Annotated in this window: 19 protein-coding genes; 9 read left to right on the top strand and 10 right to left on the bottom strand. The window is 62.8% G+C overall.

Features of this window, described 5'->3' with window-relative positions; genetic code table 11:
* Positions 1-7: 7 nt before the first annotated feature.
* Positions 8-724 (bottom strand): phosphoadenylyl-sulfate reductase, encoded by a 717-nt coding sequence (locus RE432_RS02700; RefSeq protein WP_409079803.1) that lies wholly within the window; start codon positions 722-724, stop codon positions 8-10.
* Positions 725-987: 263 nt separating this feature from the next.
* Between RE432_RS02700 and RE432_RS02705 the strand changes: the two genes are divergently transcribed.
* Positions 988-2,277: a Glu/Leu/Phe/Val dehydrogenase gene (locus tag RE432_RS02705; protein ID WP_310931676.1), complete on the top strand. Its 1,290-nt coding sequence runs from the start codon at positions 988-990 to the stop codon at positions 2,275-2,277.
* Here RE432_RS02705 and treY read toward each other — a convergent pair.
* From treY to glgA, 3 genes are read right to left on the bottom strand one after another with little or no spacing between them, the layout of a single operon-like run.
* Entirely contained in the window at positions 2,274-4,787 is a 2,514-nt protein-coding gene (treY, locus tag RE432_RS02710) for a malto-oligosyltrehalose synthase (RefSeq protein WP_310931677.1), read from the bottom strand. The genes RE432_RS02705 and treY overlap by 4 nt on opposite strands.
* Positions 4,784-6,601, bottom strand: coding sequence for a malto-oligosyltrehalose trehalohydrolase (gene treZ, locus RE432_RS02715; protein WP_310931678.1), 1,818 nt, complete (start codon positions 6,599-6,601; stop codon positions 4,784-4,786). Before treZ ends, treY begins: the two co-directional genes overlap by 4 nt.
* On the bottom strand, positions 6,591-8,213 hold the full coding sequence (glgA, locus tag RE432_RS02720) for a glycogen synthase GlgA (protein ID WP_310931679.1): 1,623 nt from the start codon (positions 8,211-8,213) through the stop codon (positions 6,591-6,593). Before glgA ends, treZ begins: the two co-directional genes overlap by 11 nt.
* A gap of 142 nt (positions 8,214-8,355) precedes the next feature.
* Here glgA and RE432_RS02725 point away from each other — a divergent pair, with 142 nt between their 5' ends.
* On the top strand, positions 8,356-8,610 hold the full coding sequence (locus tag RE432_RS02725) for a hypothetical protein (protein ID WP_310931680.1): 255 nt from the start codon (positions 8,356-8,358) through the stop codon (positions 8,608-8,610).
* Positions 8,611-8,631: 21 nt separating this feature from the next.
* Here RE432_RS02725 and RE432_RS02730 read toward each other — a convergent pair whose 3' ends face one another.
* Together RE432_RS02730 and RE432_RS02735 are read right to left on the bottom strand one after the other, a co-directional pair.
* Positions 8,632-9,558, bottom strand: coding sequence for a glycosyltransferase (locus tag RE432_RS02730; protein ID WP_310931681.1), 927 nt, complete (start codon positions 9,556-9,558; stop codon positions 8,632-8,634).
* 73 nt (positions 9,559-9,631) lie between these two features.
* Entirely contained in the window at positions 9,632-10,981 is a 1,350-nt protein-coding gene (locus tag RE432_RS02735) for a sigma-54 dependent transcriptional regulator (RefSeq protein ID WP_310931682.1), read from the bottom strand.
* A 161-nt stretch (positions 10,982-11,142) separates the two neighbouring features.
* Between RE432_RS02735 and RE432_RS02740 the strand changes: the two genes are divergently transcribed.
* The 7 genes from RE432_RS02740 (at position 11,143) to RE432_RS02770 (ending at position 18,001) form a co-directional block, all read left to right on the top strand.
* On the top strand, positions 11,143-12,105 hold the full coding sequence (locus RE432_RS02740) for a sigma-54 dependent transcriptional regulator (protein ID WP_310931683.1): 963 nt from the start codon (positions 11,143-11,145) through the stop codon (positions 12,103-12,105).
* Positions 12,106-12,279: 174 nt separating this feature from the next.
* Positions 12,280-13,758 carry an RNA polymerase factor sigma-54 gene (locus tag RE432_RS02745; RefSeq protein WP_310933004.1) on the top strand — a complete coding sequence of 493 codons (1,479 nt, stop codon included), beginning with the start codon at positions 12,280-12,282 and terminating at the stop codon, positions 13,756-13,758.
* A gap of 90 nt (positions 13,759-13,848) precedes the next feature.
* On the top strand, positions 13,849-14,622 hold the full coding sequence (locus RE432_RS02750) for an ATP-binding cassette domain-containing protein (protein WP_310931684.1): 774 nt from the start codon (positions 13,849-13,851) through the stop codon (positions 14,620-14,622).
* A gap of 126 nt (positions 14,623-14,748) precedes the next feature.
* Positions 14,749-15,564: a transporter substrate-binding domain-containing protein gene (locus RE432_RS02755; protein WP_310931685.1), complete on the top strand. Its 816-nt coding sequence runs from the start codon at positions 14,749-14,751 to the stop codon at positions 15,562-15,564.
* 6 nt (positions 15,565-15,570) lie between these two features.
* On the top strand, positions 15,571-16,284 hold the full coding sequence (locus tag RE432_RS02760; protein ID WP_310931686.1) for an ABC transporter permease subunit: 714 nt from the start codon (positions 15,571-15,573) through the stop codon (positions 16,282-16,284).
* Positions 16,284-16,958 carry an ABC transporter permease subunit gene (locus RE432_RS02765; protein ID WP_310931687.1) on the top strand — a complete coding sequence of 225 codons (675 nt, stop codon included), beginning with the start codon at positions 16,284-16,286 and terminating at the stop codon, positions 16,956-16,958. The genes RE432_RS02760 and RE432_RS02765 overlap by 1 nt, the downstream gene beginning before the upstream one ends.
* Positions 16,955-18,001, top strand: coding sequence for an asparaginase (locus tag RE432_RS02770; protein ID WP_310931688.1), 1,047 nt, complete (start codon positions 16,955-16,957; stop codon positions 17,999-18,001). Before RE432_RS02765 ends, RE432_RS02770 begins: the two co-directional genes overlap by 4 nt.
* Positions 18,002-18,010: 9 nt before the next feature.
* Here the strand turns inward: RE432_RS02770 and RE432_RS02775 are convergent, their stop codons facing one another.
* The 4 genes from RE432_RS02775 to RE432_RS02790 form a co-directional block, all read right to left on the bottom strand.
* Positions 18,011-18,961: a pseudouridine synthase gene (locus RE432_RS02775; RefSeq protein WP_310931689.1), complete on the bottom strand. Its 951-nt coding sequence runs from the start codon at positions 18,959-18,961 to the stop codon at positions 18,011-18,013.
* A 30-nt stretch (positions 18,962-18,991) separates the two neighbouring features.
* A complete protein-coding gene (tdh, locus tag RE432_RS02780) occupies positions 18,992-20,020 on the bottom strand; it encodes an L-threonine 3-dehydrogenase (RefSeq protein WP_310931690.1) in 1,029 nt (342 codons plus the stop codon).
* Between the two features lie 725 nt (positions 20,021-20,745).
* A complete protein-coding gene (locus RE432_RS02785) occupies positions 20,746-21,945 on the bottom strand; it encodes a glycine C-acetyltransferase (protein WP_310933005.1) in 1,200 nt (399 codons plus the stop codon).
* Positions 21,946-22,039: 94 nt separating this feature from the next.
* On the bottom strand, positions 22,040-24,676 hold the full coding sequence (locus RE432_RS02790) for a TRAP transporter fused permease subunit (protein WP_310931691.1): 2,637 nt from the start codon (positions 24,674-24,676) through the stop codon (positions 22,040-22,042).
* Positions 24,677-24,706: the final 30 nt, after the last annotated feature.

Below are 24,706 nucleotides of genomic sequence, written 5' to 3' on the forward strand. Positions count from 1 at the left end.
ATCCTATTCAGTTCTTGACCTGGCCTGCATGCAGGCCGCATTCTTTCGACAGCTTTTGCTCCCACCACCAGCGCCCCGCCCGCACATCCTCGCCGGGGCGGATGGCGCGCGTACAGGGCTCGCAGCCTATCGATGGGTAGCCCTGCTCGTGCAGCGGGTTATAAGGGACGTCCAATGCGTGCACGATCTCCCAGACCTGCTCCAGCGTCCAGCTGGCCAGAGGGTTGTATTTCTGCAGGCCAAAGGCGGCGTCGAACTCCGATTCGGCCAGTTCGGTGCGCGTCAGCGACTGTTCGCGGCGCTGCCCCGTCAACCAGGCGGAACGGCCCCGCAAGGCGCGCCGCAGCGGCTCCACCTTGCGTATGCCGCAACAGGCTTTCCTGAGATCGATGCTTTCGTAGAAGGCAAACGCCCCATGCTCATCTACATGCTTCTTGACCGCAGCGGGATCTGGCTGCACCATATTTACCGTAACGCCATAACGCTCGCGGATGCGGCCTGCCAGCGCCAGGGTTTCAGGGTGCAAGCGCCCCGTGTCCAGCGTGAAGACCTCGATAGGCAGCCCGGCTTCAAAAATCGCGTGCGCCAGCAACATGTCTTCCACGCCCAGCGACGATGCAAAAACCGCATCGGGGTGTTTGTCTGAAATACCCGCCAGCCTTTCATGCAACCGTATCCATTGCCTGTCGGTCGCGGCATCCAAAGAAGTCAGCATTGCACTCATGTATTGCCTGCGCCGCGGCGGCCCGCGGCGACAACGTAAAGCAGTCATTCTGCCGACACGGCGACGGCAAGGGAACGACTTAATAGTTAAGTGTTTATCACCACGAGCCATTAATAGAAAAAGGCATATGCTCATGCGGACTATCCGTCCCTATTTAATCAATAGAGATATTTATTGGGGACGTAATATTTTCTGCGCACTAAAATACGGGCTCCCGTATGACCTTGTTTCCTTCATTTCACCCATTCGCATAAGGCCCGACCATGTCAGAACACCCGACCCATGCACTTCCTTCCTATCTGAACGCCAACGAACTGGGGCCCTGGGGCATCTATCTTGAGCAGGTCGAGCGTGTAACGCCCTACCTGGGCAGGCTGGCCAAATGGGTCGAGACACTGAAGCGCCCCAAGCGCTCGCTGATCGTCGACGTCCCGGTCGAACTCGACAACGGCACCATTGCCCACTTCGAAGGCTACCGGGTCCAGCACAACACTTCGCGCGGCCCCGGCAAGGGCGGTGTGCGCTTCCACCAGGACGTCACGCTGTCTGAAGTCATGGCGCTGGCGGCCTGGATGTCGGTCAAGTCGGCCGCCGTCAATCTGCCGTTCGGCGGCGCCAAAGGCGGCGTGCGCATCGATCCGCGCAACTATTCCCGCGGCGAGCTCGAACGCATCACGCGCCGCTACACCAGCGAAATCGGCGCCATCATCGGGCCCTACAAAGACATCCCCGCGCCCGACGTCAACACCAATGCACAGACCATGGCCTGGATGATGGACACCTACTCCATGAACGAAGGCGCCACCACCACCGGCGTGGTCACCGGCAAACCGGTATCGCTGGGCGGCAGCCTGGGCCGCGTCGAAGCCACGGGGCGCGGCGTTTTCGTGGTGGGCTGCGAAGCGGCCCGCGACGCCGGCATCCCCATCGAGGGCGCCCGCATCGTGATCCAGGGCTTCGGAAACGTGGGCGGAACCGCTGCCCGGCTGTTCTACGAAGCGGGCGCGAAAGTCATCGCCATCCAGGACCACACCGGCTGCGTGCACAATGATGGCGGCCTGGACGTCCTGGCGCTGCTCAAGCATGTGGAAGAGCATGGCGGCGTGGCCGGCGCCCCCGGCACCGACATCCTGGCGCCTGCGGAGTTCTGGGCGCTGGAAACCGAGCTGCTGATCCCTGCCGCCCTGGAAGGCCAACTGAACCAGGACAACGCCAACTCGGTGCGCGCCAAGATCGTGATCGAGGGCGCCAACGGCCCCACCACCCCCGAGGCCGACGATATCCTGACGTCCAACGGCACCTTGATCGTTCCCGACGTTCTGGCCAATGCCGGCGGTGTCACGGTCAGCTATTTCGAGTGGGTGCAGGATTTCTCCAGCTTCTACTGGAGCGAACAGGAAATCAATCAGCGTCTTGAAACCATGATGCGGGCTGCCTACACCTCGATTTCTGCGGTCGCCAAGGAGCACAAGGTCAGCCAAAGGACCGCCGCCTTCATCACCGCCTGCACGCGTATTCTGGAAGCACGCGAAGTGCGCGGCCTGTACCCTTAATCGGGCACCAGCAGCGCCACCGGCAAGCTGGCCAGCGCATCGGCCAGCCCAAGGCTGCCATCGGCGGCGCATACAAGCCGCGCGCCGCTCAACACATCGGTCAAGCCTGCGCCCGCATACCCGGGCGGCAGCAATAGCGCAGTGTCGTCCCAGAAGGCCGGGTCGATCAGGGGCAGGCCTTGGCCGCAGCCGACTCCCGAACAGCACTTGACCGGCGCAACGGCAATGGCCTGCCCGCCTTCACCCGCCCGCAAAAAGGCCACGACCCGGTCGCCGCGCGCGCCCCGTGCCGGCAGCGGGGCATAGCTGCCGCCGGCGAACACCGCCGGCATGGCATGCCGCAAGCCCAGGGCGCGCACCAGCACAGCCTGTTTGATCCGTCCGCTGCGCCACTCGCGCAGCAAATCATTCGGCGTGCAGCCCGCGTCCAGCCCCGCCAGCGCGGCATGCCGGGCGGCAAAATCGACGGGCCGGCGATTATCCGGGTCAACCAGGCTGAAATCCCAAAACTCTGTGCCCTGATACAAGTCGGGCACGCCAGGTACAGTACAGCGCAGCAATACCTGGGCAAGGCTATTGACGGCGCCCGCCGGCGCAATCTGCTGCACGAACCGCGCCACCTCGCCAAGCAAGCCATGATTCATCTGGCCCGGCAACAGGCTGTCCAGAAATGCCAGCGCACGCTCCTCGCCGTCAAGCTGCGGTTCCAGCCAACTGGACGTCAGCTTGGCCTCTCGCATCGCCTTGACCTGCCAGCGCCCCAGGCGCTGCATGAAATCATGCAGGCCCGGCGCATCGTCCAGGCCAAGATCCAGGGGCCAGGCGCCCACCATCGTCTGCAACAGCATATAGCGCTCGCCCGCCTGAACGGCATCGGACAAGTCCAGGCCTGCGCCGGGCCAGGCCAGCCAGCGCCGGCTGGCATCGCACCAGGCTTCAGGCACTTCGCTGAGCACTGCAAGACGCGCGCGCGCATCTTCGCCGCGCTTGTGATCGTGCGTTGCCGTGGCCAGCATGGATTGCTGCGCATGCTGGGCGCGCCAACCGTTTTCCTGATGGTAGCGGGACGCCGGCATGGAAAACACGGCCGGGTCCGAACCGACCTCGTTGCGGGACAACAAGCGGCCGTAGCGATAGAACACAGTATCTTCCAGCGACTTGGCCGCCAGGGGCGGCGTCAATTGCTGAAAGCGCCCGACAGCCTCTTGCCACAAACGGTCCGGCAGGGCCGCGCGGCCCACATAGCTGCGATACGTGGGAAACGCCACCAGCATATCGTCCAGCATCCGGCCAACCGCCGCGGCGCGCCAGCGGCGTGTGTGCGGGCCAGTCTGCGCCGCACGGCACACTGCCCGCAGCACACTGTTGCGCTCGGCCGCAAAATGGCGGTCCACCATCGCGCGCCTCGCTTCGCGCACGTAGGCCGTGACATCGCGCGCATCCCGGGCCACGCTTTCCCATTGCCGGGTCAATACCGCCTGGCCTGCGCTATCGTGCAGCACCGCGCCGGTCTGGTCCATGAAGTCGTACCCCGTCGTGCCGGCCACCTGCCAGTCCGGGTCCAGCCGTTCACCTGGCGCAAGTATCTTTTCCACGATCAGCCAGGGCGCCTGGCCCTGCAATTCGCCCGGACGCTGCCCGGAGCAGCCAAGCAGCCTGGCGCGCAGCATACGGCAATAAGCCGCCGGATCGGCCAGGCCATCTACGTGATCGATACGCACGCCGTCGATCAGGCCTTGGGCGTACAGGCGCAAAGTCAGCCCATGCACGGCATCGAAAACCTCCGGCCGCTCGACACACACGCCGACCAGTTCGTTCACCTCGAAGAAGCGCCGCCAATTGATGCGTTCGGCGGCCGTGCGCCACCAAGCCAGTTGGTAGTGCTGCCGCGAAAGCAGCGCATGCAATCGCCGGCGTCCCTGCGCGTCGCGGCCATCGTAGTCTTGCACGCGCGGGGCCGGGTCGCCATCTTCGTCCAGCGTATCCGGCGCGACAGGATAGCGCGCGCCGCAGGCATCGATCTGGAAAGCGCGCGTCTTGCCGTCGTAGACCAGCTGAATGGCGCCGCTGGACAGGCTCGCTTCATATGGATCGGGCAGAAACGGCGCCAGCACCTTGCCGCGCAATGATTCCTCGGGCGGATCCCAGTCGATGTCGAACCACGAGGCGTGGACGCTGTCCACCCCGTGCCGCAGCACATCCCACCACCACGCATTGCCGGCATGGGCCGCCATGTGATTGGGAACGATATCCAGGACCAGACCCATGCCGTATTCGCGCAGCCGGGCCGCCAGCCTGATCAATGCCTCTTCGCCCCCCAGCTCGGCGCTGACGGCGGCATGGTCGATGACGTCGTAGCCGTGTGTCGAGCCCGGACGCGCGCGCGTGACCGGCGACAGGTAGTAATGGCTGACACCCAGGCCCGCGTAATAAGGCACTTGCCGGCACGCGTCCACCAGGGTGAAACCGGCATGCAGCTGCAGTCGGGCGGTGGCGCGCGGCGCGTTCATGCCGCCCCCCGTTTCCCGGCCCCCTGTGACCTGGCCGCGTCCGGCGCAATCGTGACCACCGAGCTGCCGGCCAGCAGCATCCCGTGCCGCAAGGCGTCGTCAGCCTTGTCCCGGCTTGCGAAGACGATCATCTCGCTACTCGGGATCTTCGCCTGCAGGGCAATGTCCTGATCGGACAAGTTCGTATGGATACCCAGCAAAGTCTGCTTGTCCAGGCGCCAGCAGGCCCGCACGGCAAGCGGCCCGGCAATGTCCACAGACACGATGGCGGCATGGCTCAGATAAGGGCTGATGAACCGGCGGCGCAGATCCAACAGCTGCTTGTACCAGGCACGCCAGCGCCGGGCCTGTATGTCTTGCTGGTTCGGCTCGACGCGGGCCGCGGCCCAGGTCTGCAGGCTGCCAGGGTCCGGTATGGGCGCCTCTGGGACAGGACCGGAAAATGACTGGAAGGCGGCGAACTCCTTGCGCCGTCCGTCAGCGACGACTTCCTGCAGGCCCGCGTCCAGAAAACTGGTGAAGTACAGGAACGGCGCGGTCGAACCACACTCCTCGCCCATGAAGATCAATGGAATGTGGGGCGCCAGCAACTGCAAGGCAATCGCCGCCTTCAGCTTCTGCTCGCGGTTTTTACACAGCGTCAGGAGCCGCTCGCCCTGCGCGCGGTTGCCGGTCTGGTCGTGATTCTGCAGGAAGAACACAAACGCCGTCGGCGGCAGGCCCGCGCTGGGTTCGCCACGCGCCCGGCCGGCATGCGCAATGCTGGCCTGCCCCTGGTACACAAACCCTTCCGCCAGGCAACGCGCCAGCTTGCCGGTCGGGTCGTCGGCATAGGCCGCATAATAGCCATCGGTCTCGCCGGTCAGGATGTGGTGCAAGACATGATGGGCATCGTCGTTCCATTGCGCATCGAAGCCCTGCCGCAACAGACTGGATGCATTGCCCTCATGCTCCAGCACCAAGTGCACATGGCGGCCGGGCTCGACATGGCTGCGAACGAAACGGGCCATGTCGACCAGCCAGCCACGGTCGGATATGGCGTGCGCCGCATCCAGGCGCAAGCCGTCGAAGCGAAATTCCTGCAGCCAGTACAGGGCATTCTCGGCAAAAAACGACCTGACCTGAGGCTGGCTGAAATCAATCGCCGCCCCCCAGGGCGTACTCAAATCATGATCGAAGAAGCCCGACGCATACGCAGCCAGGTAGTTGCCCTCTGGGCCGAAATGGTTGTACACCACATCCAGAAAAACCTGCAGGCCCATGCCATGCGCCGTATCGATCAGCAAGCGCAACTCGTCGGGGGTGCCGTAGGCGCAGTCCGGCGCGTACGGCAGCACGCCGTCATAACCCCAATTCCGCGCGCCGGGGAAATCCCCGATCGGCATCAGTTCGATCGCTGTCACGCCCAGTTCGGCCAAGTCGGCCAGCCTTTCCTGCACGCCGCGGAACCCCCCCGCCAGACCGGGATGGATTTCATACAGCACGGTATCCGTCCAGGGCCGTCCCCGCCAATCGTCATTGCGCCAGGCGTACGCACCCGTATCCGTCACAACGCTCGCATCATGGATATCGCCGTCCTGCAGACGCGAGGCGGGATCGGCGATACGCAGCCCCGAATCCAGGCGATATCCGTAGCGCATGCCGGGCGCTCCTGGGCAGCACAGTTCATGGAAGCCGTCGCCCACCTTTGTCATGCCCACGGCGTCATAGCCCGTCCGCTCCAGATAAACCAGCGGCGCATCGGGCGCCCATAGCCTGAACCTGACCTGGCCATCACCCTGCGGAACGGCGCCAAATGTGTAGTCAAACAACACCGGCCCCCGAGCCGCTGCCCAGTGTCCGCGTCATTTTCCCCGCAGCCAGGCCTGGACGGGGTCCCGCCCGGTCCGCGTCGGCCCGCACAGGCGTCCAGCTCCGTAGCGGCACGACGCTGCGGCGGCGTTCCGGAATGCGATCGACGGCCACATCGGGCCGCAACAATTGATAGGCACGCATGTACATGGGCGCCGACCTGGACCAGTCGAAATCGGCGCGCATGGCATTTTGACGCATGGCCCGCCACACATCGGGCTGGCCATGCAAAGACATGGCGCGATCGATGGCCCGCGCCATGTCCTGCGGGCGCTCGCCTTCAAACAGAATGCCGGAGCCTGCCCGCATGGCGGCCGTCGGCTTGTCCGCCCCCGGATCCGCAATCGTATCGGCCATGCCGCCCAGCCGCGACCCGATCGGCAGGGTGCCATAGCGCATGGCATAAATAGGCGTGAGTCCGAACGGCTCAAAACGGCTGCCATGCAGCAGCATGTCGGACCCCGCGTGCAGCAGATGGGCCTGGGCCTCGTCAAAGCCGATATGGACGCTGCAACGTCCGGGATAGGCCTGCTCCAATGCCGACAGGGCTTTTTCCAGCGCCTTGTCGCCCTGCCCCATGATGCATACCTGCAATGCCGGATGCGCCTCCAGCGCAAGCGGGACGGCCTCGACCACGACATCCGCCATCTTCTGGGTCGTCAGGCGGCTGCCCATCGCCATCACCACCGCCCGGTCGTCTTGGGCCAAGCCAAACCGGCGCTGCAGCTCACGCTTGCACACCGCCTTGTTGCCAAGCTCATCGGCGCTGAAGCAACGCCCCGCCAGATAGCGGTCGCGCTGCGGGTTCCACAGACTTGAATCAATGCCGTTGGGAATGGACATGGTATCGCTGACACGCGCCCGCAAGGTGTCTTCCAGACCGCAGCCAAAGGCGGGCGTCAGGATTTCACGCGCATAGTTATGGCTGACAACCGTAATCAAGTCGGCAAGGCTAATACCCGCTTTCAGGAAATTAAGGCAGCCGTGCGCATCCAGCCCCTTGCCGGTGCAATAAGATTCGGAGATGCCCAGCGAGGGTGCGAGCGTCGAGGGAAACCACCCCTGGAAAGCCACGTTATGCAAAGTCAGTACGGTTTTGACCTCGTCGATCTGGTGCTGGCGCAGCAACAGGGGCACCAGCGCGGCATGCCAGTCATGGCAATGCACGATATGAGGGCGCGGGACGGAATCCAGGCCGCGCGCCACCCGCGCAGCGGCATGCGCCAAGGCGGCGAAGCGAACCGCATTGTCCTGATACTCGTTGCCGTCTTCGTCGACGTACAAACCATCGCGGTCATACAGGGCGTCATTCTTGAGCAGCAATACAGGCAGGCCCAGCGCCGGGCATTCTCCGGCCAGCAGCACGGCGTCCCCTCCCGGCATTCCCGTCAATACCGCTACTTCGCGCACATAGCGGAGGGCTTCCCGCGTGCCTCGATAAGCGGGAAGCATCAGCGTCACCTGCGCGTCCTGCGCAAGCAGGGATTGCGACAAGCCGCTGACCGCATCGCCCAGACCGCCCGTTTTCGCCAAGGGAAACGCTTCAGCAGACACTACCAGTATTTTCAGCGCCACGATATTTCTCCTGTTCTTGGCCATAGTCGGTTTTCCAGAGGCAAGTATCGTGCCCGCCCCGCGGCACGATACTTGCCGGCAACACAGGACGGCTTGCTTATATGTTTTTGCGCACTGCAGCATGGCCAGCCAGGAGAACGCGATGACTGAAAGAATCTTCAAAACATTTGCCGACAGCGGCCGCCTTGGCCAATGGGCGCACGTGCCCGAGCCGCCCGATCCCCCGGAACACGACCCGGCCATCCCCCCGGAAACCCCTCCCGGCGGTCCTGATGAAACAGACAGGGAAGTCGACCTGCCGCCGCGGGAAGCGCCCGACGAAATACGGGAACCGAACCGGCCGCCCGGGCAACAGCCGCCGGCGCGGGTGGCGCGCCGCGCCCACTGGCTGCACTAGTGCACTAGGCGTGGGCGCCGGCTATACCGAGTGGTGTTTTTGGGCGGGGTTGATCACGGAAACCAGCGAGGAGGACAGATCGGCCGGCACGGTATCCAGCAGGGCCCGCATGTTTTCAACGGCGGGCGATATCACGCGGCGCTGCCGCAGGGCTCGGGGCAGTCCGATCGCGGCATCGGCCAGGGTGCGCCAGAAAATACCCCGCAAGCGCGCATTGCCCAGCTGCTCGCACGTCTTGCGCCATGCGGGGCGTAGCGGGCGGCGCATCCAGGCCACCCATATGTCATTGCGTATCCGCAGCCTTTCGTCTCCGCGGACACTGGCGGGCCTGGCCGGAAAACGCCGGCTCACGACGTCGTCCGCATAGACGATGCGCCAGCCGCGCTCGACCATATCCAGCGCCATCAGTGCCTCTTCGCCACCCAGGAAGAATGGCGGCCAGTAGCCCCCCACGTCGTAGAAAGCACGCGTCCGCATCACGCAGGCGCCCGCCATGAAATCCAGTAATTGCGGGCCGGGCAGACACTCGCGCGACAAGGGACTTTGGGCCATGGCCACACACGCCGGGCTGAGCGACCGGGTAGGCCCGATCTGCACGCAGGCATTCAAAACGGCCACATCGGGGGACGCATCCAGCATCGCAACCGCGCGCTCCAAGGCCCCGGCCTCCCACTGCATGTCGTCGTCGCAGAAAGCAATGTAGGGGGTATGGACATAGGCGACGCCGATATTACGCGCCGCCGCGCCAAGATTACGGCGCGCCCTGATCAGCAATACCGAAGGGAACTGCTCGGCAATCGCCGCCGCCGTTCCGTCGACCGAACCGTTATCGATCACAATAATCGGCCTTCGTCCCGGCAAGCTGCGCAGCGATTCAAGTGTGTGCAATAACTGCCTGCGCTTATTGTGCGTCACCACAACGACCGATACGCGTCCTTCAGTCCACATGTCAATCCGCCTTGCCTAGAATGAACAGGTCAAACCCGCCAGCATGCAACGTGCCCGGCAAGCTCGGCGCAAATCAGCGCAACCGGGACGGCGACTCGTCGACATCGCCTGCCGCGCCATACTCGTCAAGCCGGTTGTACAAGGTCTTCAGGCTGATGCCCAGCATCTCGGCCGCCGCTTTCTTGACCCCGCCGCACTGTTTCAGCGTCGCCAGAATAAGCTGCCGGTTGGCATCGGCCAGCGGCACCCCTACCGGCACCAGGATTTCGGAGCCCCATCCCGCCGAGTGCGCTTCCAGCTCGAAAGAGTTGAAGTCGCCCTTGATGACCTCATCGGCAAGAATGTAGCTGCGGTACACGTAATTGCGCAGTTCGCGTATATTGCCCGGCCACGAATATTCCTGCATGGCCTTGAGCGCCTCGGCGGAAAATGTTTTCTTGGTGCCGTCCTCGGCGTTGAGTTCATCCAGAAAGTGGTTGGCCAGCAGCAGGACATCGTCTTCACGCTCGCGCAAAGGGGGCAGCTCCAGCGGAAAAACGCTCAGGCGGTGGTAAAGATCTTCACGCAGGACGCCGCTGCTGACAGCCTGCTCAGGGTTGCGGTTGGTGGCGGCAATCACCCGGACGTCGGTGGCAATCTCTTCGTGCGTTCCCACGCGCATGAAACGGCCGGTTTCCAAAACCCGCAACAGGCGCACCTGCAGCTCCATCGACATCTCGGTGATTTCATCCAGGAACAGCGTGCCGCCGCAGGCGCGTTCGAAATATCCTTTGTGCTGGCGGTCGGCGCCGGTAAAGCTGCCTTTTTCATGGCCGAACAATTCGCTTTCGATCAGGTTGGAAGCAATCGCCCCGCAATTGACCGGCATGAACGGCTGCTGATGCCGCGGACTGGCCAGATGGATGGCCTCGGCAGCGAGCTCTTTGCCGGTTCCGCTTTCGCCCACCAGCAAAACCGTGGCGCGCGTGGGCGCAACCTTTTCAATATGCGCGCACAGCAGCTGCATGGCGCGCGACTGCCCGATCATCTTGGCAAAGCAATCGGCCGAACCGGGCAAAGGCCGGCTGACCAACATCGACTTGAGTTCCTCGAGCACGCCGCGCAAACGCCGCAGACTGACCGGTTTAAGCAGGTAATCGACGGCACCGCAACGCAAGGCGTCGATGGCGCTATCGACGCTGGAATGCGCGGTCATGAATACAACTTGCGCATCCGGCAAACCGGCGGCTTTCCAGAACGTCATGCCGTCGCCGTCGGGCAACTGCATATCCAGCAGGACGACGTCTGGCGCCTGGCGCTCCATCTGAATCCTGGCCTGCCTGACATCCCCGGCCTGGGCAACGGTATAACCATCTTCGACAGCGATATCCGCCACGAGTTCTCGCACGGCAGAATCATCATCAACGATCAAAAGATGCGGCATCAACGCCCCCAGTAGGCTAGTTTATAGTTTATATGTCTTCACGACTTGTTTTAGCTTTAATCGTACGCGGTTTCGCGCCAGTCGCCCGTAAACAGCCATGACTTTTGAAACAAAATGAGTTTATACGCAGCGCATCGCGGTTTCATACTAGACTGTGCCGAATGAAAAAAACCTCCCGGATTTTGGGACGATCTCCAGCGGCATTCGAGCTTGCCCGCGCCATCGTCAAGGCCGCGCCTACCGAGGCCAGCGTCCTACTTGTCGGTGAAAGCGGCACCGGCAAAGAGATTGTTGCGCGTGCCATTCATCATCGCAGCGGCCGGCGCAAGGGGCCATTCGTCGCCATCAATTGCGGCGCCATTACCGCCACCCTGGCGGAAAGCGAATTGTTTGGACACGAGAAAGGCAGCTTCACCGGCGCTTCGGCGACCACCGCGGGCTGTTTTGAACAAGCGCACAACGGCACGCTGTTCCTGGACGAAATCACCGAAATGCCCTTGTCCATGCAAGTTCAGTTGCTCAGGGTGCTGGAAAGCGGCCAATATCACCGGGTGGGCGGGTCCGAATTGCTCAAGACCAATGTCCGCATCATTGCCGCCACCAACCGGGACCCCAAGGAAGCGGCGCAGGCGGGCTGCTTCCGTTCCGACCTGCTGTACCGCCTGGCCGTCTTTCCGATCTGGATACCTTCGCTGCGCGAGCGCAAAGCCGACATCGGCTATTTTGCGCAGCGCTTTGTCGATGAAATCAACGAGCAGGAAAAAACGCGGAAAAAGCTTTCAGACACCGCCGTGGAGGTCCTTGAGGCGCACGACTGGCCGGGCAATATCCGCGAACTCAAGAATGTCATTACCCGCGCCCATATCCTGGCCGACGAGATCATCGAGATCGCGCCCATTGCGCCCATGTTCCGCCCCAACACGCTTGAAGCCAGGCAAGGCATTCTGAAAATCCCCGTTGGTACCTCGCTGTCGACGGCGCAGCGGGCCGTCATCATGGCTACCTTGGATTACTATGCCGGCGACAAGCGCCGCACAGCCCTGGCCCTGGGCATCAGTCCCAAAACGCTCTACAACCGGCTGGAGCGGTTCCGCAGCCTGAACGACGCCTCCGAGACCGTCTGACGGCCGCGCCTCAGCACTTCTTACACCCATCGGTAATTTATCAACGCCCCATCAGGGAGTTCCGGCGCGTCGCTCCTATATACGGCACACGCTGAATTTCTGGCATGGTTTTTGCTTGGTATTCCTTTGTTGGATAGAACGAAAAACTGAACCAGGAGATGCCACGTGGCCCAGATGCACTTTGAACTGCAGGTACGTCAGCAACTTGCCCTGACGCCCAGGCTGCAGCAGTCCGTCAAGCTGTTGCAGATGTCCACACTGGACTTCAACCGCGAGGTGGCCGAGGCCATCGCCAGCAATCCCTTCCTGGAAGACCCCGACGATCCCTCCTCGGGCGAGGGGCAGGCCAGTCCCGACGGCGGCGAGCCAGCAGACGGGGCAAGCGCCGACACCGGCCACGACGCCGCGGCCGACGGCTCGCTCTTTGCCGAAGCGCCCAGCGACGTCCCGGCCTTTGCACAGGCTGAAGCGGACGCCATGCCGGCGCCCTCCGCCTATTCCGGCGACTACCCCGAGCGCAACGGTTCACATCAGTCCGACAGCGATGTGGGCCAATGGGCGCGCAGCGACACCTCCATGCAGGAAGCCTTGCGCGCTGATTTGTGCAGTTGCCAGCTCAGCGAGCGCGACCAATATCTGGTCGAATACATTATTGAAGCCATCGACCAGGACGGCTATCTGCGGGTACCTTTCGACGAACTGGCGCCCGCGGGCCAGTTCACGCCCGCGCCCGGCGATGACGAGTGGGAAACCGCCCTGCACTTGATACAACAGCTTGGCGCGCCGGGACTGGGCGCACGCGATCTGCGTGAATGCATGATGCTGCAACTGCAGGCCTTGCCCGACGCGACGCCCGAGCGGACACTGGCCATGGAGATCGTGTCGGCGCATCTGGACAAGCTTGGACGCTGCGACTACACCGGCCTTGCGCATGCCCTGGACAGCACACCCGATGCCATCCAGTCGGCCTGCGCGCTCATACGCACGCTGGAGCCCCGGCCCGGCGCACGCTACAGCAGTGTCGACCCGTCTACCTACATTGTCCCGGACGTCATCGTGCGCAAAGCAGGCAGCCAGTGGATTGCGGTATCGAATAGCGCGGCCATCCCCCAGGCACGCCTGAACAGCACGTACGCCAAACTGTTTCGCGGTACCCGCTACCATGACCGCCAATTGATGGCACAAGCCCTGCAAGAGGCACGGTGGCTGATGCGCAGCCTGGAACAGCGCTGCAGCACCATTCAGCGCGTGGCCCAGGCCATCGTCGCGCGACAGCAGACTTTCTTCGATTACGGTGAAATCGCACTGCGCCCACTGATGCTCAGCGAAATCGCCGATGAGCTCGGCATACACGAATCGACCGTCTCGCGCGCCACCAGCAACAAATACCTGTCGTCGCCTCGCGGCATCTTCGAGTTCAAGCACTTTTTCTCGCGTGAGCTGGCCACGAGCTCCGGCGGCACCTGCTCCGCCGGCGCCGTGCGGGCGCTCATACAAGAGATGATTGACGAGGAAGACCCCAAGGCGCCGCTGTCCGACGTCACGCTGGCCCGCAAGCTCGGGCGCGAGGGGATCATGGTGGCGCGGCGGACCGTATCCAAATACCGGACGCAGATCAAGGTACCCCCCGCCGAACTCAGGCGCGCACCCTGACCCGCTTCGGGAAATGGCACTAAAATAGCCCATTTGCTGCTTTCCGGCCCTTTTTGCCATGCCTGCCTCGTTCTACCCGCGCCCCGCCCCATGACCGCTGCCGACTTTGCCGTCAAGGCTGAAAACATCCACAAATCGTTTGGCGCGAACCAGGTGCTGCGCGGCATATCCTTCACCGCCCTGCAAGGCGATGTGCTGTCCATCATCGGCGCGTCAGGCTCGGGCAAAAGCACTTTGCTGCGCTGCATCAACCATCTGGTCGTGCCGGACGAGGGCGTCGTGCGCATCGGCAAGGAAACCCTGCGCAGCCACAAGGGGCGCGATGGCGTGGCCGTCAGCAGCGATCACCGGCAGCTTGAACGCGTTCGCGCCCGCCTGGGCATGGTGTTCCAGAACTTCAACCTGTGGTCCCATCGCAATGTGCTGCAAAACCTGCTGGAAGGCCCAGTGCATGTCCAGGGCGTCCCCAAAAGCCAGGCCACTGAGCATGCCCTTGAGCTTCTGGCAAAAGTGGGTCTGTCCGATAAAAAGGACGCCTATCCCAGCGAGCTGTCGGGCGGGCAGCAGCAGCGGGTCGCCATTGCGCGCGCGCTGGCCATGAACCCCGACGTCCTGCTGTTTGACGAACCCACATCGGCGCTGGACCCCGAAATGGTGGGCGAGGTACTGCGCGTCATCCGGCAACTGGCCGACGAAGGCCGCAGCATGATTCTTGTCACGCACGAAATGAAGTTCGCGCGGGAGGTTTCGGACCATACCTTGTTCATGCACAATGGCCTGGTCGAGGAAGAAGGCCCCCCCGGCGCCTTGTTCGACCAGCCCGAATCCCAGCGTTTGCGCCAGTTCCTGCTGCCCACTTACTGAAGCCGGCCCCTGCCTACTTTGGTAATATCCTGAATTCAGCAGCGCCAACGCCCATCGCGGGGCAGCTGCGCAGTCAGTAAGCCATAAAAACCGCCGGCTGTTTCAGCCGCTCCAAGGAAGACCAACGTGATCACACCATTTTTGCAGAAAGCCGTGCTTTGCACGGGCCTGGCCCTGCTGGGACTCGGCACCGCCTCGGCCGACACCCTGAAGATAGGCACTGAAGGCGGCTACCCGCCCTGGAGCATGGTCGATGCGGCCGGCAAAGTCAGCGGCTTCGACGCCGACGTCGGCAACGCACTGTGCAAAGAACTGAATGCCGACTGCCGCTTTGTCGTCCAGGCCTTCGACAGCCTGATTCCATCGCTCGACGCCAACCGCTTCGACCTGATCATTTCAGGCATGTCGGTCACGCCCGAGCGCGGCAAGCGCATTGCGTTCAGCATTCCTTACGCCGTGGAAGATGCCCTTTTTGTTCTGCCCAAGGACAGCGAGCTGATCAGCGCCGGCAGCGCCGAAGACATCTTCAAGGGCCTGTCCGGGAAAACCGTGGGCGTGCAGGGCGGGACCACGCATGGCGATTATCTGCGCCAAAAGGCGCCGGACCTGAACATCAAGAATTACGATACGCTGGATCAGATGCAGATCGACCTGGACGCCGGCCGCCTGAATGCCACGTTTGCCGACCTGACCTCGCAATCGAAATTCCTGAAGAAAGTCGGCGACAAGGATTTCGCCTTGTCCCAACTGGTGATCAAGGGCTCGTCCGCCCCCGAGGTGCTGGGCTATGGCATAGGCGTCGGCATCAACAAGGACAAGATCGAGCTCAAAGAGAAAGTCGACGCCGCCTTGTGCAAGCTGATCAACGACGGCACCATCAAGGCCTCCAGCGAAAAATGGTTCGATATCGACATTTCGAACTACGAGGTCTGCAAGAAGTAAAACCACATGCTCGACACGATACTCGCGGTGCTGCGCGACGGATGGGGCTGGACGCTCCTGCGCGGCACCGCCATGACGCTGTTGATTTCAGTGCTGGGCATGGCGCTGGGTATCGTCATCGGCATCCTGGGCGCCAGCGTCAAGACATCGGGCCCCAGGCTGCTCAGCCTGCTGGTCAGCCTGTACACCACGCTTGTGCGCAGCATCCCCGAGCTGCTTATTATCTATCTGCTGTTCTTTGGCTCAGTCCAGGCCGCGGCCGATCTGGCCGACGCGTTGCGCTGGCAAGACGCCATGACCAGCTGGTTCCCGGCCCTGGTCGGCATATTGGCCATTGGCCTGATCTCGGGTTCCTATGGCGTAGAGGTGTTCCGCGGCGCGCTCAAGGCCATCCCGGCCGGGCAGATCGAAGCGGCCCGCGCCATCGGCATGTCGGCCCGCCAGCGCCTGTTTCGTGTCGTCCTGCCGCAGATGTTCTGGTATGCGCTGCCCGGCACCAACAATGTGTGGCAGACGGCGCTCAAGGACACGGCCCTGATCTCGCTGGTGGGCCTGGTCGAAATCATGCGGGCCGCGGTATTGGGCGCCGCCGCGACCCGTGAGCCATTGGCCCTGTATCTGATGGCAGGGGCCTTGTATTTCGCGATCGGCGCGGCCAGCCAGGGGGTTTTCGTCCTGGCCGAGCGGCGTTACGGGCGCGGCATGATGGGGCATGCGTAATGGATGCCGATCTGTTCCAGCACACCATCGTCAATCTGTTCCAGGGTTTTGGCCTGAGCGTCTATATCGGGCTGACCTCTATTTTTTTCGCATCGATGATCGGGCTGGCACTGGCCCTGATGCGCAATACCCCCAACACCCTGGCGGCCCGCTTTTCTTTCCTGTACAGCACCTGTTTTCGGGGTACGCCGCTGCTGGTGCAATTGTTCATCCTGTACTACGGCATCGGCACCATCAGCTTCGTGCGCGATAATCCCGCCCTGTGGTGGCTCTTCAGCGATGGCGGCCGCTGCGCCATTCTGGCGATCGCCCTGAACAGCGGCGCCTACATCAGTGAAGTCTTGCGCGGCGGCTTCCAGTCTGTTCCCAAGGGGCAGATCGACGCGGCCCGCGCCTGCGGCATGCCTGCCCTGCTGCGTTTCCGGCGCATCGTGTTTCCCCTGGCGATCCGCCAGGCACTGCCCGCCTACAGCAACGAAATCGTGCTGGCCATCAAAGGCACCAGCCTGGCCTCCACCATTGCCGTCATGGAACTTACCGGGCACGCCAAACGCCTGATGAACCAGAACTATGCCATCATCGAAACCTTCGTATTGGCCGGCGCGCTGTACCTGATGATCAATTTCTTTCTACTGGCCTGCCTGCACCTGCTGGAACGCAGGCTCAAGCATTGAATCAACCGATTGAACGGACCGGCCAGCGCACCGGCGCCGAACAGGAGCCCCTGTTGATGAATACCCTGCCCAACATCGCCCTGCTCGGCACCGGCGGCACCATCGCATCCACCGCGTCCAGCGCTACCGTCCTGGCCGACTACACCGTCACCGAAGGCATAGACGACCTGCTGTCGGCCGTACCGGCCTTGTCGTCCCTGGCCAACATCCAGTGCCAGCAAGTCTTCAACGTCGACAGCCGCAACATCACCCATGCCATGCTGCTCAAGCTGGCGGCCAAGGTCAATCGCCTGCTGGCCGACCCCGGCATCGACGGCATCGTCATCACGCACGGCACGGATACGCTGGAAGAAACGGCCTGCTTTCTGCACCTGACCATCCACAGCGCCAAGCCCGTCGTCATCGTCGGCGCCATGCGGCCGGCCTCGGCATTGAGCGCCGACGGGCCGCTGAATCTGTACAACGCCGTCCTGTTGGCCGCGCATCCGGACGCCCGGGATCTGGGCGTGCTGGCCACGCTGAACGATAGCGTCCATGCCGCCCGTTTCGTCAGCAAAACCCATACGGCGCAGGTCAACGCTTTCGGATCCCCCGGATACGGCAGCCTGGGCCAGATCCATAACGGCCGCCTGCATCTGTTCCAGGCCCCCATCAAGCATCCCGCCGAAACCCGGTTCAGCCTGGCTGGCCTCAAGACCTTGCCTTGGGTCGACATCCTTTACGATCACCAGGATGCCGGACTGCATCTGTACGAGGCGGCGATCGCCGCCGGCGCCCAAGGCATCGTCATCGCCGGCAGCGGCAATGGCAGCCTGTCGCCGCAAGCCCAGAAAGGCGTCCGCCTGGCCAAGAAGCATCACATCCCTTGCGTGCGCAGCAGCCGCTGCGGCGCCGGCATGGTTTCCGCCAGCCCGGACGATGCCCGGCGCGGCTTGATCGCGGCCCAGTCGCTGAACCCGCAAAAAGCACGCATACTGCTGATGCTGGCCCTGACGCAAACGCACGACCGCGCGACGATCGAGTCGTATTTTGAACAGTACTAAGCTGGACGGCTAAGCGCCGCCGTCCTGGCGCCCAGACACCGCCTGCAGCACGCGCCGGCTTTCAAAGCGCCTTGGCAGGCCGCTGACGGGGTCGGTGAATTCAATCGAACGGGCCAGCAGCTGCAGCGGATGGCTGAAGTCATCGGCATCGGCATGCGCCTGCAGCGCGGGGTAGAAGGCGTCGTTGCAGATCGGTATTCCCAGGGCGCTCATATGCGCGCGCAACTGATGTTTGCGTCCCGTATGCGGGCGCAGGCGGTATCGCCCTAGATCGCCCAGGGTGTCCATCAAGTCGATATGGGTCTCGCTGTTCGGCTCGCCGCCGACCTCTTGCATCGTGAAATGCCCGGGGCGCGCCTGCAGGCGGCTGCGATGCACCAAGGGAAAAACCAGATCGGCGCGCAGCGGGGCAATGGCCTCGTATTCTTTCCGCACGTCGCGCGTCTGAAACAGCGCCTGATACGCGCCGCGCTGCTCGGGGGCCGCGCAGAACAGCAGGACGCCGGCCGTATCGCGGTCCAGCCGATGAATGGGACTGAGCAAGGGCAATTCCAGCGATTGGCGCAAGCGTATCAATGCCGTTTCGCGAAGATACCGGCCGCCAGGAATGCTGGCCAGAAAATGCGGCTTGTCGACCGCGACCAGATAATCATCGCGAAACAACACAGGCAACTCAAAGGGCACATGCGCTTCGGCAGGCACCTCGCGGTAATACCACAGCCAGCCCAGCGCCCGATACGGACTGGCCAGCGTTTGAACCACCCCGGCGTCATCGACAATATCGCCCCGCGCCAGCCGCTCGAGCAAGACATCCCGCGGCACGTGTGGAAAGCGCTGAAGCACGAAATCCCGCAAGTTCAGCCACGGACCTTGCGGCAAATAAACCCGGCTGGGCGCCACGCCGTCACGCAGCGGCAGCGGCGCCCGGCGCACCCATTCAATTCGCTGCGCCTTTTTCAACAGCCTGGATCCCGATGATGCAGCAAAGCTTCAGGCCGCCCAATCCAGCACGACTTTGCCGCTTTGGCCCGACAACATGGCATCGAATCCGGCGCGATACTCATCGACCGGAAAGCGATGCGTAATGATGGGAGACAGATCAAGCCCGCTTTGCAGCATGGCCACCATTTTGTACCAGGTCTCGAACATCTCGCGGCCATAGATGCCCTTGATCTCCAGCCCCTTGAAAATCACCTGGTTCCAGTCGATGCCCACCCCCGCGGGCAACAGGCCCAGCATGGCAATCTTCCCGCCGTGATTCATCTGCTCGAGCATGCTGGTGAAGGCGCTGGGCACGCCCGACATTTCCAGCCCCACATCGAAGCCCTCGTTCATGCCCAGTTCATTCATGACGTCGCGCAGCGACTCGCGCGCGACATTCACTGTGCGGCTGGCGCCCATCTTCGCGGCCAGCTCAAGCCGATAATCATTCACATCGGTAATCACCACATTGCGCGCGCCCACATGCCGGGCAATCGCCGCCGCCATGGCGCCGATCGGGCCGGCGCCCGTGATCAGCACATCCTCGCCCACCAGATTGAAGGCCAGCGCGGTATGGGTGGCATTGCCGAAAGGGTCGAAAATGGCAGCCAGTTCATCGGAAACATCATCGGGGATCTTGAAGGCATTGAAGGCCGGAATGGCCAGATATTCGGCAAATGCACCGGGCCGGTTGACGCCGACCCCCAGGGTGTTGCGGCACAGATGACGCCGCCCTGCGCGGCAGTTACGGCAGAACCCACAGGTAATATGGCCTTCGCCGGAGACGCGGTCGCCAATGTTGAAGCCGCTGACTTCCTGCCCGATTTCGACGATCTCGCCCACATACTCATGGCCGACATGCATGGGAACGGGGATGGTTTTGCTGGCCCAGTCGTCCCACTTCCAGATATGGATGTCCGTGCCGCAGATGGCGGTCTTGGTGATTTTGATCAGGACGTCGTTATGGCCGACAACCGGCCGCTCGACGTCGGTCAGCGTCAGTCCAATGGTGGGTTCAAGCTTTGCAAGGGCGCGCATGGCGGGCTCCAGGTCCAGGTGGCGGGGCCGTCATTATAAATCTACGCTGGACGTGCTCAGTGAGCTATAGGCAAAGGCCAGTATGCTGTTTCTAGGCCAGGTACTGTGGAGACCGGTGCAGCATGCTGTTTTTAAGCCAGGCGCTGCGCAGGCTGGGGCCAGGTGCCGCGCCGATCGCTGCGGCCACGGCTTTGCCGTGGCTTCCCGCGCCACGGGCCTGAGGACGGGGTCGGACGCGAACTCGCAAGAAGCGGTCCCCCGGACCCCTTCTTGCTCAAACATGCGCGTCCTCTTACGCCCCCGTCCTCAGGCCCGCGGCGCGGCTTGCTCAACCGGCGCTCTACCCGGCCCCAGCCTCCACAGCGCCTTCATAAACGGGCAGGACATACCTGATTTGGATGGTATGGCAGAGCGTGAATACGTCATGTCCTGAAAAGACCCGGGCGGCAGGTGCTGTGCAGGCGCCTCGCGCACGCCGGTTCGGGCGCTGAAATCGCTGATGCAAGGGGGCGGCTGTTTGAGCCCGGCGAATGTCGGGCCACCGGCCCGACCGGGCGAGTTCCGCCCCCGCAGCGATTTCAGTGTCTGAACCGGGCAGCCTTGGCGCAGCCGAGGCCGTAGCGCGCGAAGCCGGAGCAGCACCTGCCGCCCGGGTCTTTCTTAAGAACTAAAGAACGCAAAAAAAGCACAAGCCGCAGCAACAACACGCATTTTTACGCGCCCGATCAGATCACCCCCAGCCTGCGCCCCGCCCGCTCAAACGCCGCCACTGCTTGCATAATCTGCTCCGGCGTATGCGCCGCGCTCATTTGCGTGCGTATCCGCGCCTGTCCCTTGGGCACCACCGGATACGAAAAACCAATCACGTAGACCCCTTCGGCCAACAGCGCTTCGGCCATGTCCGCCGCCCGTTGGGCTTCCCCGAACATCACGGGAATAATGGGATGCCCGCCTGGCACCAGATCAAAACCCAGCGACGCCATGGCCTGCCGGAATTGCTGCCCATTGGCATGGACACGCTCGCGCAACGCCCCGCCTTCGTCGCTTTGCAGCAGATCAAGCACGCGCAGCGACGCCGACACAATCGCCGGCGCCAGCGTATTCGAAAACAGATAAGGCCGCGAACGCTGCCGCAGCAGCTCGACCACCGGCCCCTGCGCCGCCACATAGCCGCCCGAAGCCCCGCCCAGCGCTTTGCCCAACGTACCCGTCAGTACATGCACCCTGCCCTCTACGCCACAATGCTCCGGCGTCCCCCGGCCATGCTCACCAATAAACCCGACCGCATGCGAATCATCCACCATCACCATCGCATTGAATTCATCCGCCAGGTCGCAAATCGACTTCAGGTCGGCAATAATGCCGTCCATCGAAAACACCCCATCCGTCGCAATCAGCTTATAGCGCGCGCCCGCGGCGTCTGCGGCCTGCAACTGGCTGCGCAGATCCGCCATATTATTGTTCTGGTAGCGATACCGTTTTGCCTTGCACAAGCGCACGCCATCGATGATGCTGGCATGATTCAACGCGTCGCTGATGACCGCATCCTGCTCGCCGAGCAGCACCTCGAACAAGCCCCCGTTGGCGTCGAAGCAGCTGGAATACAGAATCGCATCATCCATTTTCAGGAAACGCGCCAGGCCTTGCTCCAGCGCCTTATGCCCTGTTTGCGTGCCGCAGATGAAACGCACCGACGCCAGGCCGAAGCCGGCGCTATCCAGCCCCTGCTTTGCCGCGTCGATCAGCCGTGCGTCATTGGCCAGGCCCAGATAGTTATTCGCGCAAAAGTTCAGCACACGGCTGCCGTCCTCCAGTTGCACCTGGGAAGACTGCTGCCCGGCCATGACCCGCTCGGGCTTATAGAAACCGTCGTTGCGCAATTGCTGGATCTGATCCCGCACATGATCAAGAAAAATAGTCTGCATAACCAACCTGTTCATAGAAGAAGCATCCAGCTGTCACTATACAAAAAAAGGGCCAGTCCCTTAAGACATGGCCCTTATACGCAAGCAGAAAATATCAGGCAGCGACGGGATGGGTGTTTTCCTCGCGCCGCATCCGGACACCTTGCTTGAACCAGATGAACGCCAGAATCAGCAACGCGGGAATGTAGGACCAGAACTCGGACGGACGGCGCGGGTTCGGCACCTTGACTTGTGTAATGTCCCAGCCCTGCTCCCAGCCGGCGCGCCGGGCCTGGCTGCCGAAGCGCACAGCGGCAATCTGCGCCTGATCGCCCATGGCCATGACCGTCAGGCCGGCCGCCGACAAGCGCGCCAGGCCGGCTGCGTCGCCCGTTGCCTGATTGTCTTCAGGCAGCGCGGCCAGCGGTACCGCGACCGTTTTCTGCTTGTCCTCGCCTTCCAGGCTCATGCCGGTCAGCTGCACCACCAGGCGCCCCTTGGGCGGCATCTCGGCGGCAATCTTGAGCAATTCCGCCGCAGGCCGTGTCTCGTACTTCGGCGCCACGTAATTCATGAAGAAGTCCGGGCGGAACAGCATGAACGTCACCAGCAGCAACAAGCCGACTTCGGCCCAGGTCGCCCTGACACGCATCCATTTCATAGTGGCGGCGGCAAAGGTCAGCGACGCCAGAATGGCGCCGGACACCACCAGGAACAGCTCACCGATGCCGTCCACATCGATCAGCAGCAGCAAGGGGTTGAAAATGAACATGAACGGCAGCACCGCGGTGCGCATGGCGTAGGTCACGCCCTGGATACCCGTCTTGATGGGGTCCTCGCCCGAGATCGCCGCCGCGGCAAAGGTCGCCAGCCCGACCGGCGGGGTGATGTCGGCCATGATGCCGTAATAGAACACAAACATGTGCACGGCGATCAGCGGAATCACCAGGCCGCTTTGCGCGCCCAGCTCAACCACCACCGGCGCCATCAATGTCGCCATCAGGATGTAGTTGGCAGTGGTCGGCATGCCCAGGCCCAATACCAGGCAGACGGCAGCGGTAAACACCAGCATCATCAGCACATTGCCCATGGACACCAGCTCGACAAATGCCGTCATGCGCAGGCCCAAGCCGGTCAGGGTAATGGCCCCCACGATCAGGCCGGCCGTGCCGCAGGCGATGGCGATGCCGATCATGTTGCGGGCGCCTTCCTGCAAGCCATTGATGGTTTCAGACATGCCTAGCTTGGCAGCTGGCGCCACGGACTGCTTGCGGAACCAGGCAATCAGCGGCCGCTGCGTCAGCATTTGCAGGACCATGGCCACCACGGCCCAGAAGGCCGACAGGCCGGCCGAGAATTGCTCGACGGTCAGGCACCAGACCAGAATCCCGATGGGAATCAGGAAATACAGGCCCGAACGCACCGTGGGCCAGGGCTCGGGCCGGGTGGGATTGGTGATATTGATATCGGTGGGAAGATCGGGATGCGATGCCGAAATGCGCAGCAGCCACAAATACAAGACAGTCAGGATGGCGACGAGAATCGGTGTTGCCGCCGCGCCCGCCACCGTCTGAACGCCCACACCAATCCAGTACACCAGCGCCATGACGATCACGGAACCCGCGATACCCATGCCCCAGCCCGCCAGCTTCTGCAGCGCTGTGCGCGGCTTGCCGGCCGACATCATGGGCTGTATGCCCAGCTTCATGGCTTCCAGGTGGACGATATAGAACAGGGCAATGTATGAAATGCTGGCCGGCAGCAGCGCATGGCGCAGGATGTCGGTATAAGGAATGCCCACGTACTCGATCATCAGGAAGGCGGCGGCGCCCATCACCGGGGGCATGATTTGCCCGTTCACCGATGACGCGGTTTCGATGGCGCCGGCGCGGACCCCGCCATAGCCCGCCTTCTTCATGAGCGGAATGGTAAAGATGCCGCCGGTGACCACATTGGCCACCGACGAAGCCGACACAATGCCGTTCACGGCCGACGACACCACGGCCACCTTGGCCGGACCGCCGCGCAAGTGGCCCAGCAGGGCGAAGGAAACCTGCATCATGTAGTTGCCCGCGCCGCAGCGGTCAAGCAAAGAACCCAGCAAGACGAAAATGAAAATATAGGACACCGACACACCCAGCGCAACGCCGTACACGCCTTCGGTCGTCAACCACATATGGGACACCAGGCGTTCTATCGATGCGCCGCGATGCGCCAGCGCATCGGGCAGCCAAGGCCCCAGGAATACATAAGACACGAATACGGCGCCCAGCACCGCCATGGGCGCCCCCAGCGCGCGCCGCGTCACCTCGAGCAACAGCAGCAGGCCGATCGACGCCACAGTGATGTCCATGAGCGTGGGAATGCCGGGGCGCGTTGCCAGCTCTTTATAGAACAGGAACAGGTAGGCGCCGCAGAACCCCGCGATCAAAGCCAATACCCAATCTATCAGAGGCATTTTGTCGCGCGGCGAACTCTTGCGCGCGGGGTAGGCCAAATACCCCAGGAACATCGCGATGCCCAGATGCAGGGCGCGTGCTTCCGTATCGTTGAAAATACCCAGGTTCAGGGCAAATGGCAGCGGCGACGCATACCACAGCTGAAACAGCGACCAGAAAACGGCACCGCAAAACAGCACAGCGCCCGTTATCCCGCCTACATTACGGCCTCCGCGGTCGACGTCGGCAACCAGTTGTTCAAGATTGGCGTTGGTCTGCGTATCGATGGCGGACGGCGGTGAAGTGGTGCTCATGCGGTTTCCCCTTGGTGTTTCTATCGGGTT

The organism is Pusillimonas sp. SM2304 (assembly GCF_031628915.1).
Classification (GTDB): domain Bacteria; phylum Pseudomonadota; class Gammaproteobacteria; order Burkholderiales; family Burkholderiaceae_B; genus Pusillimonas_C.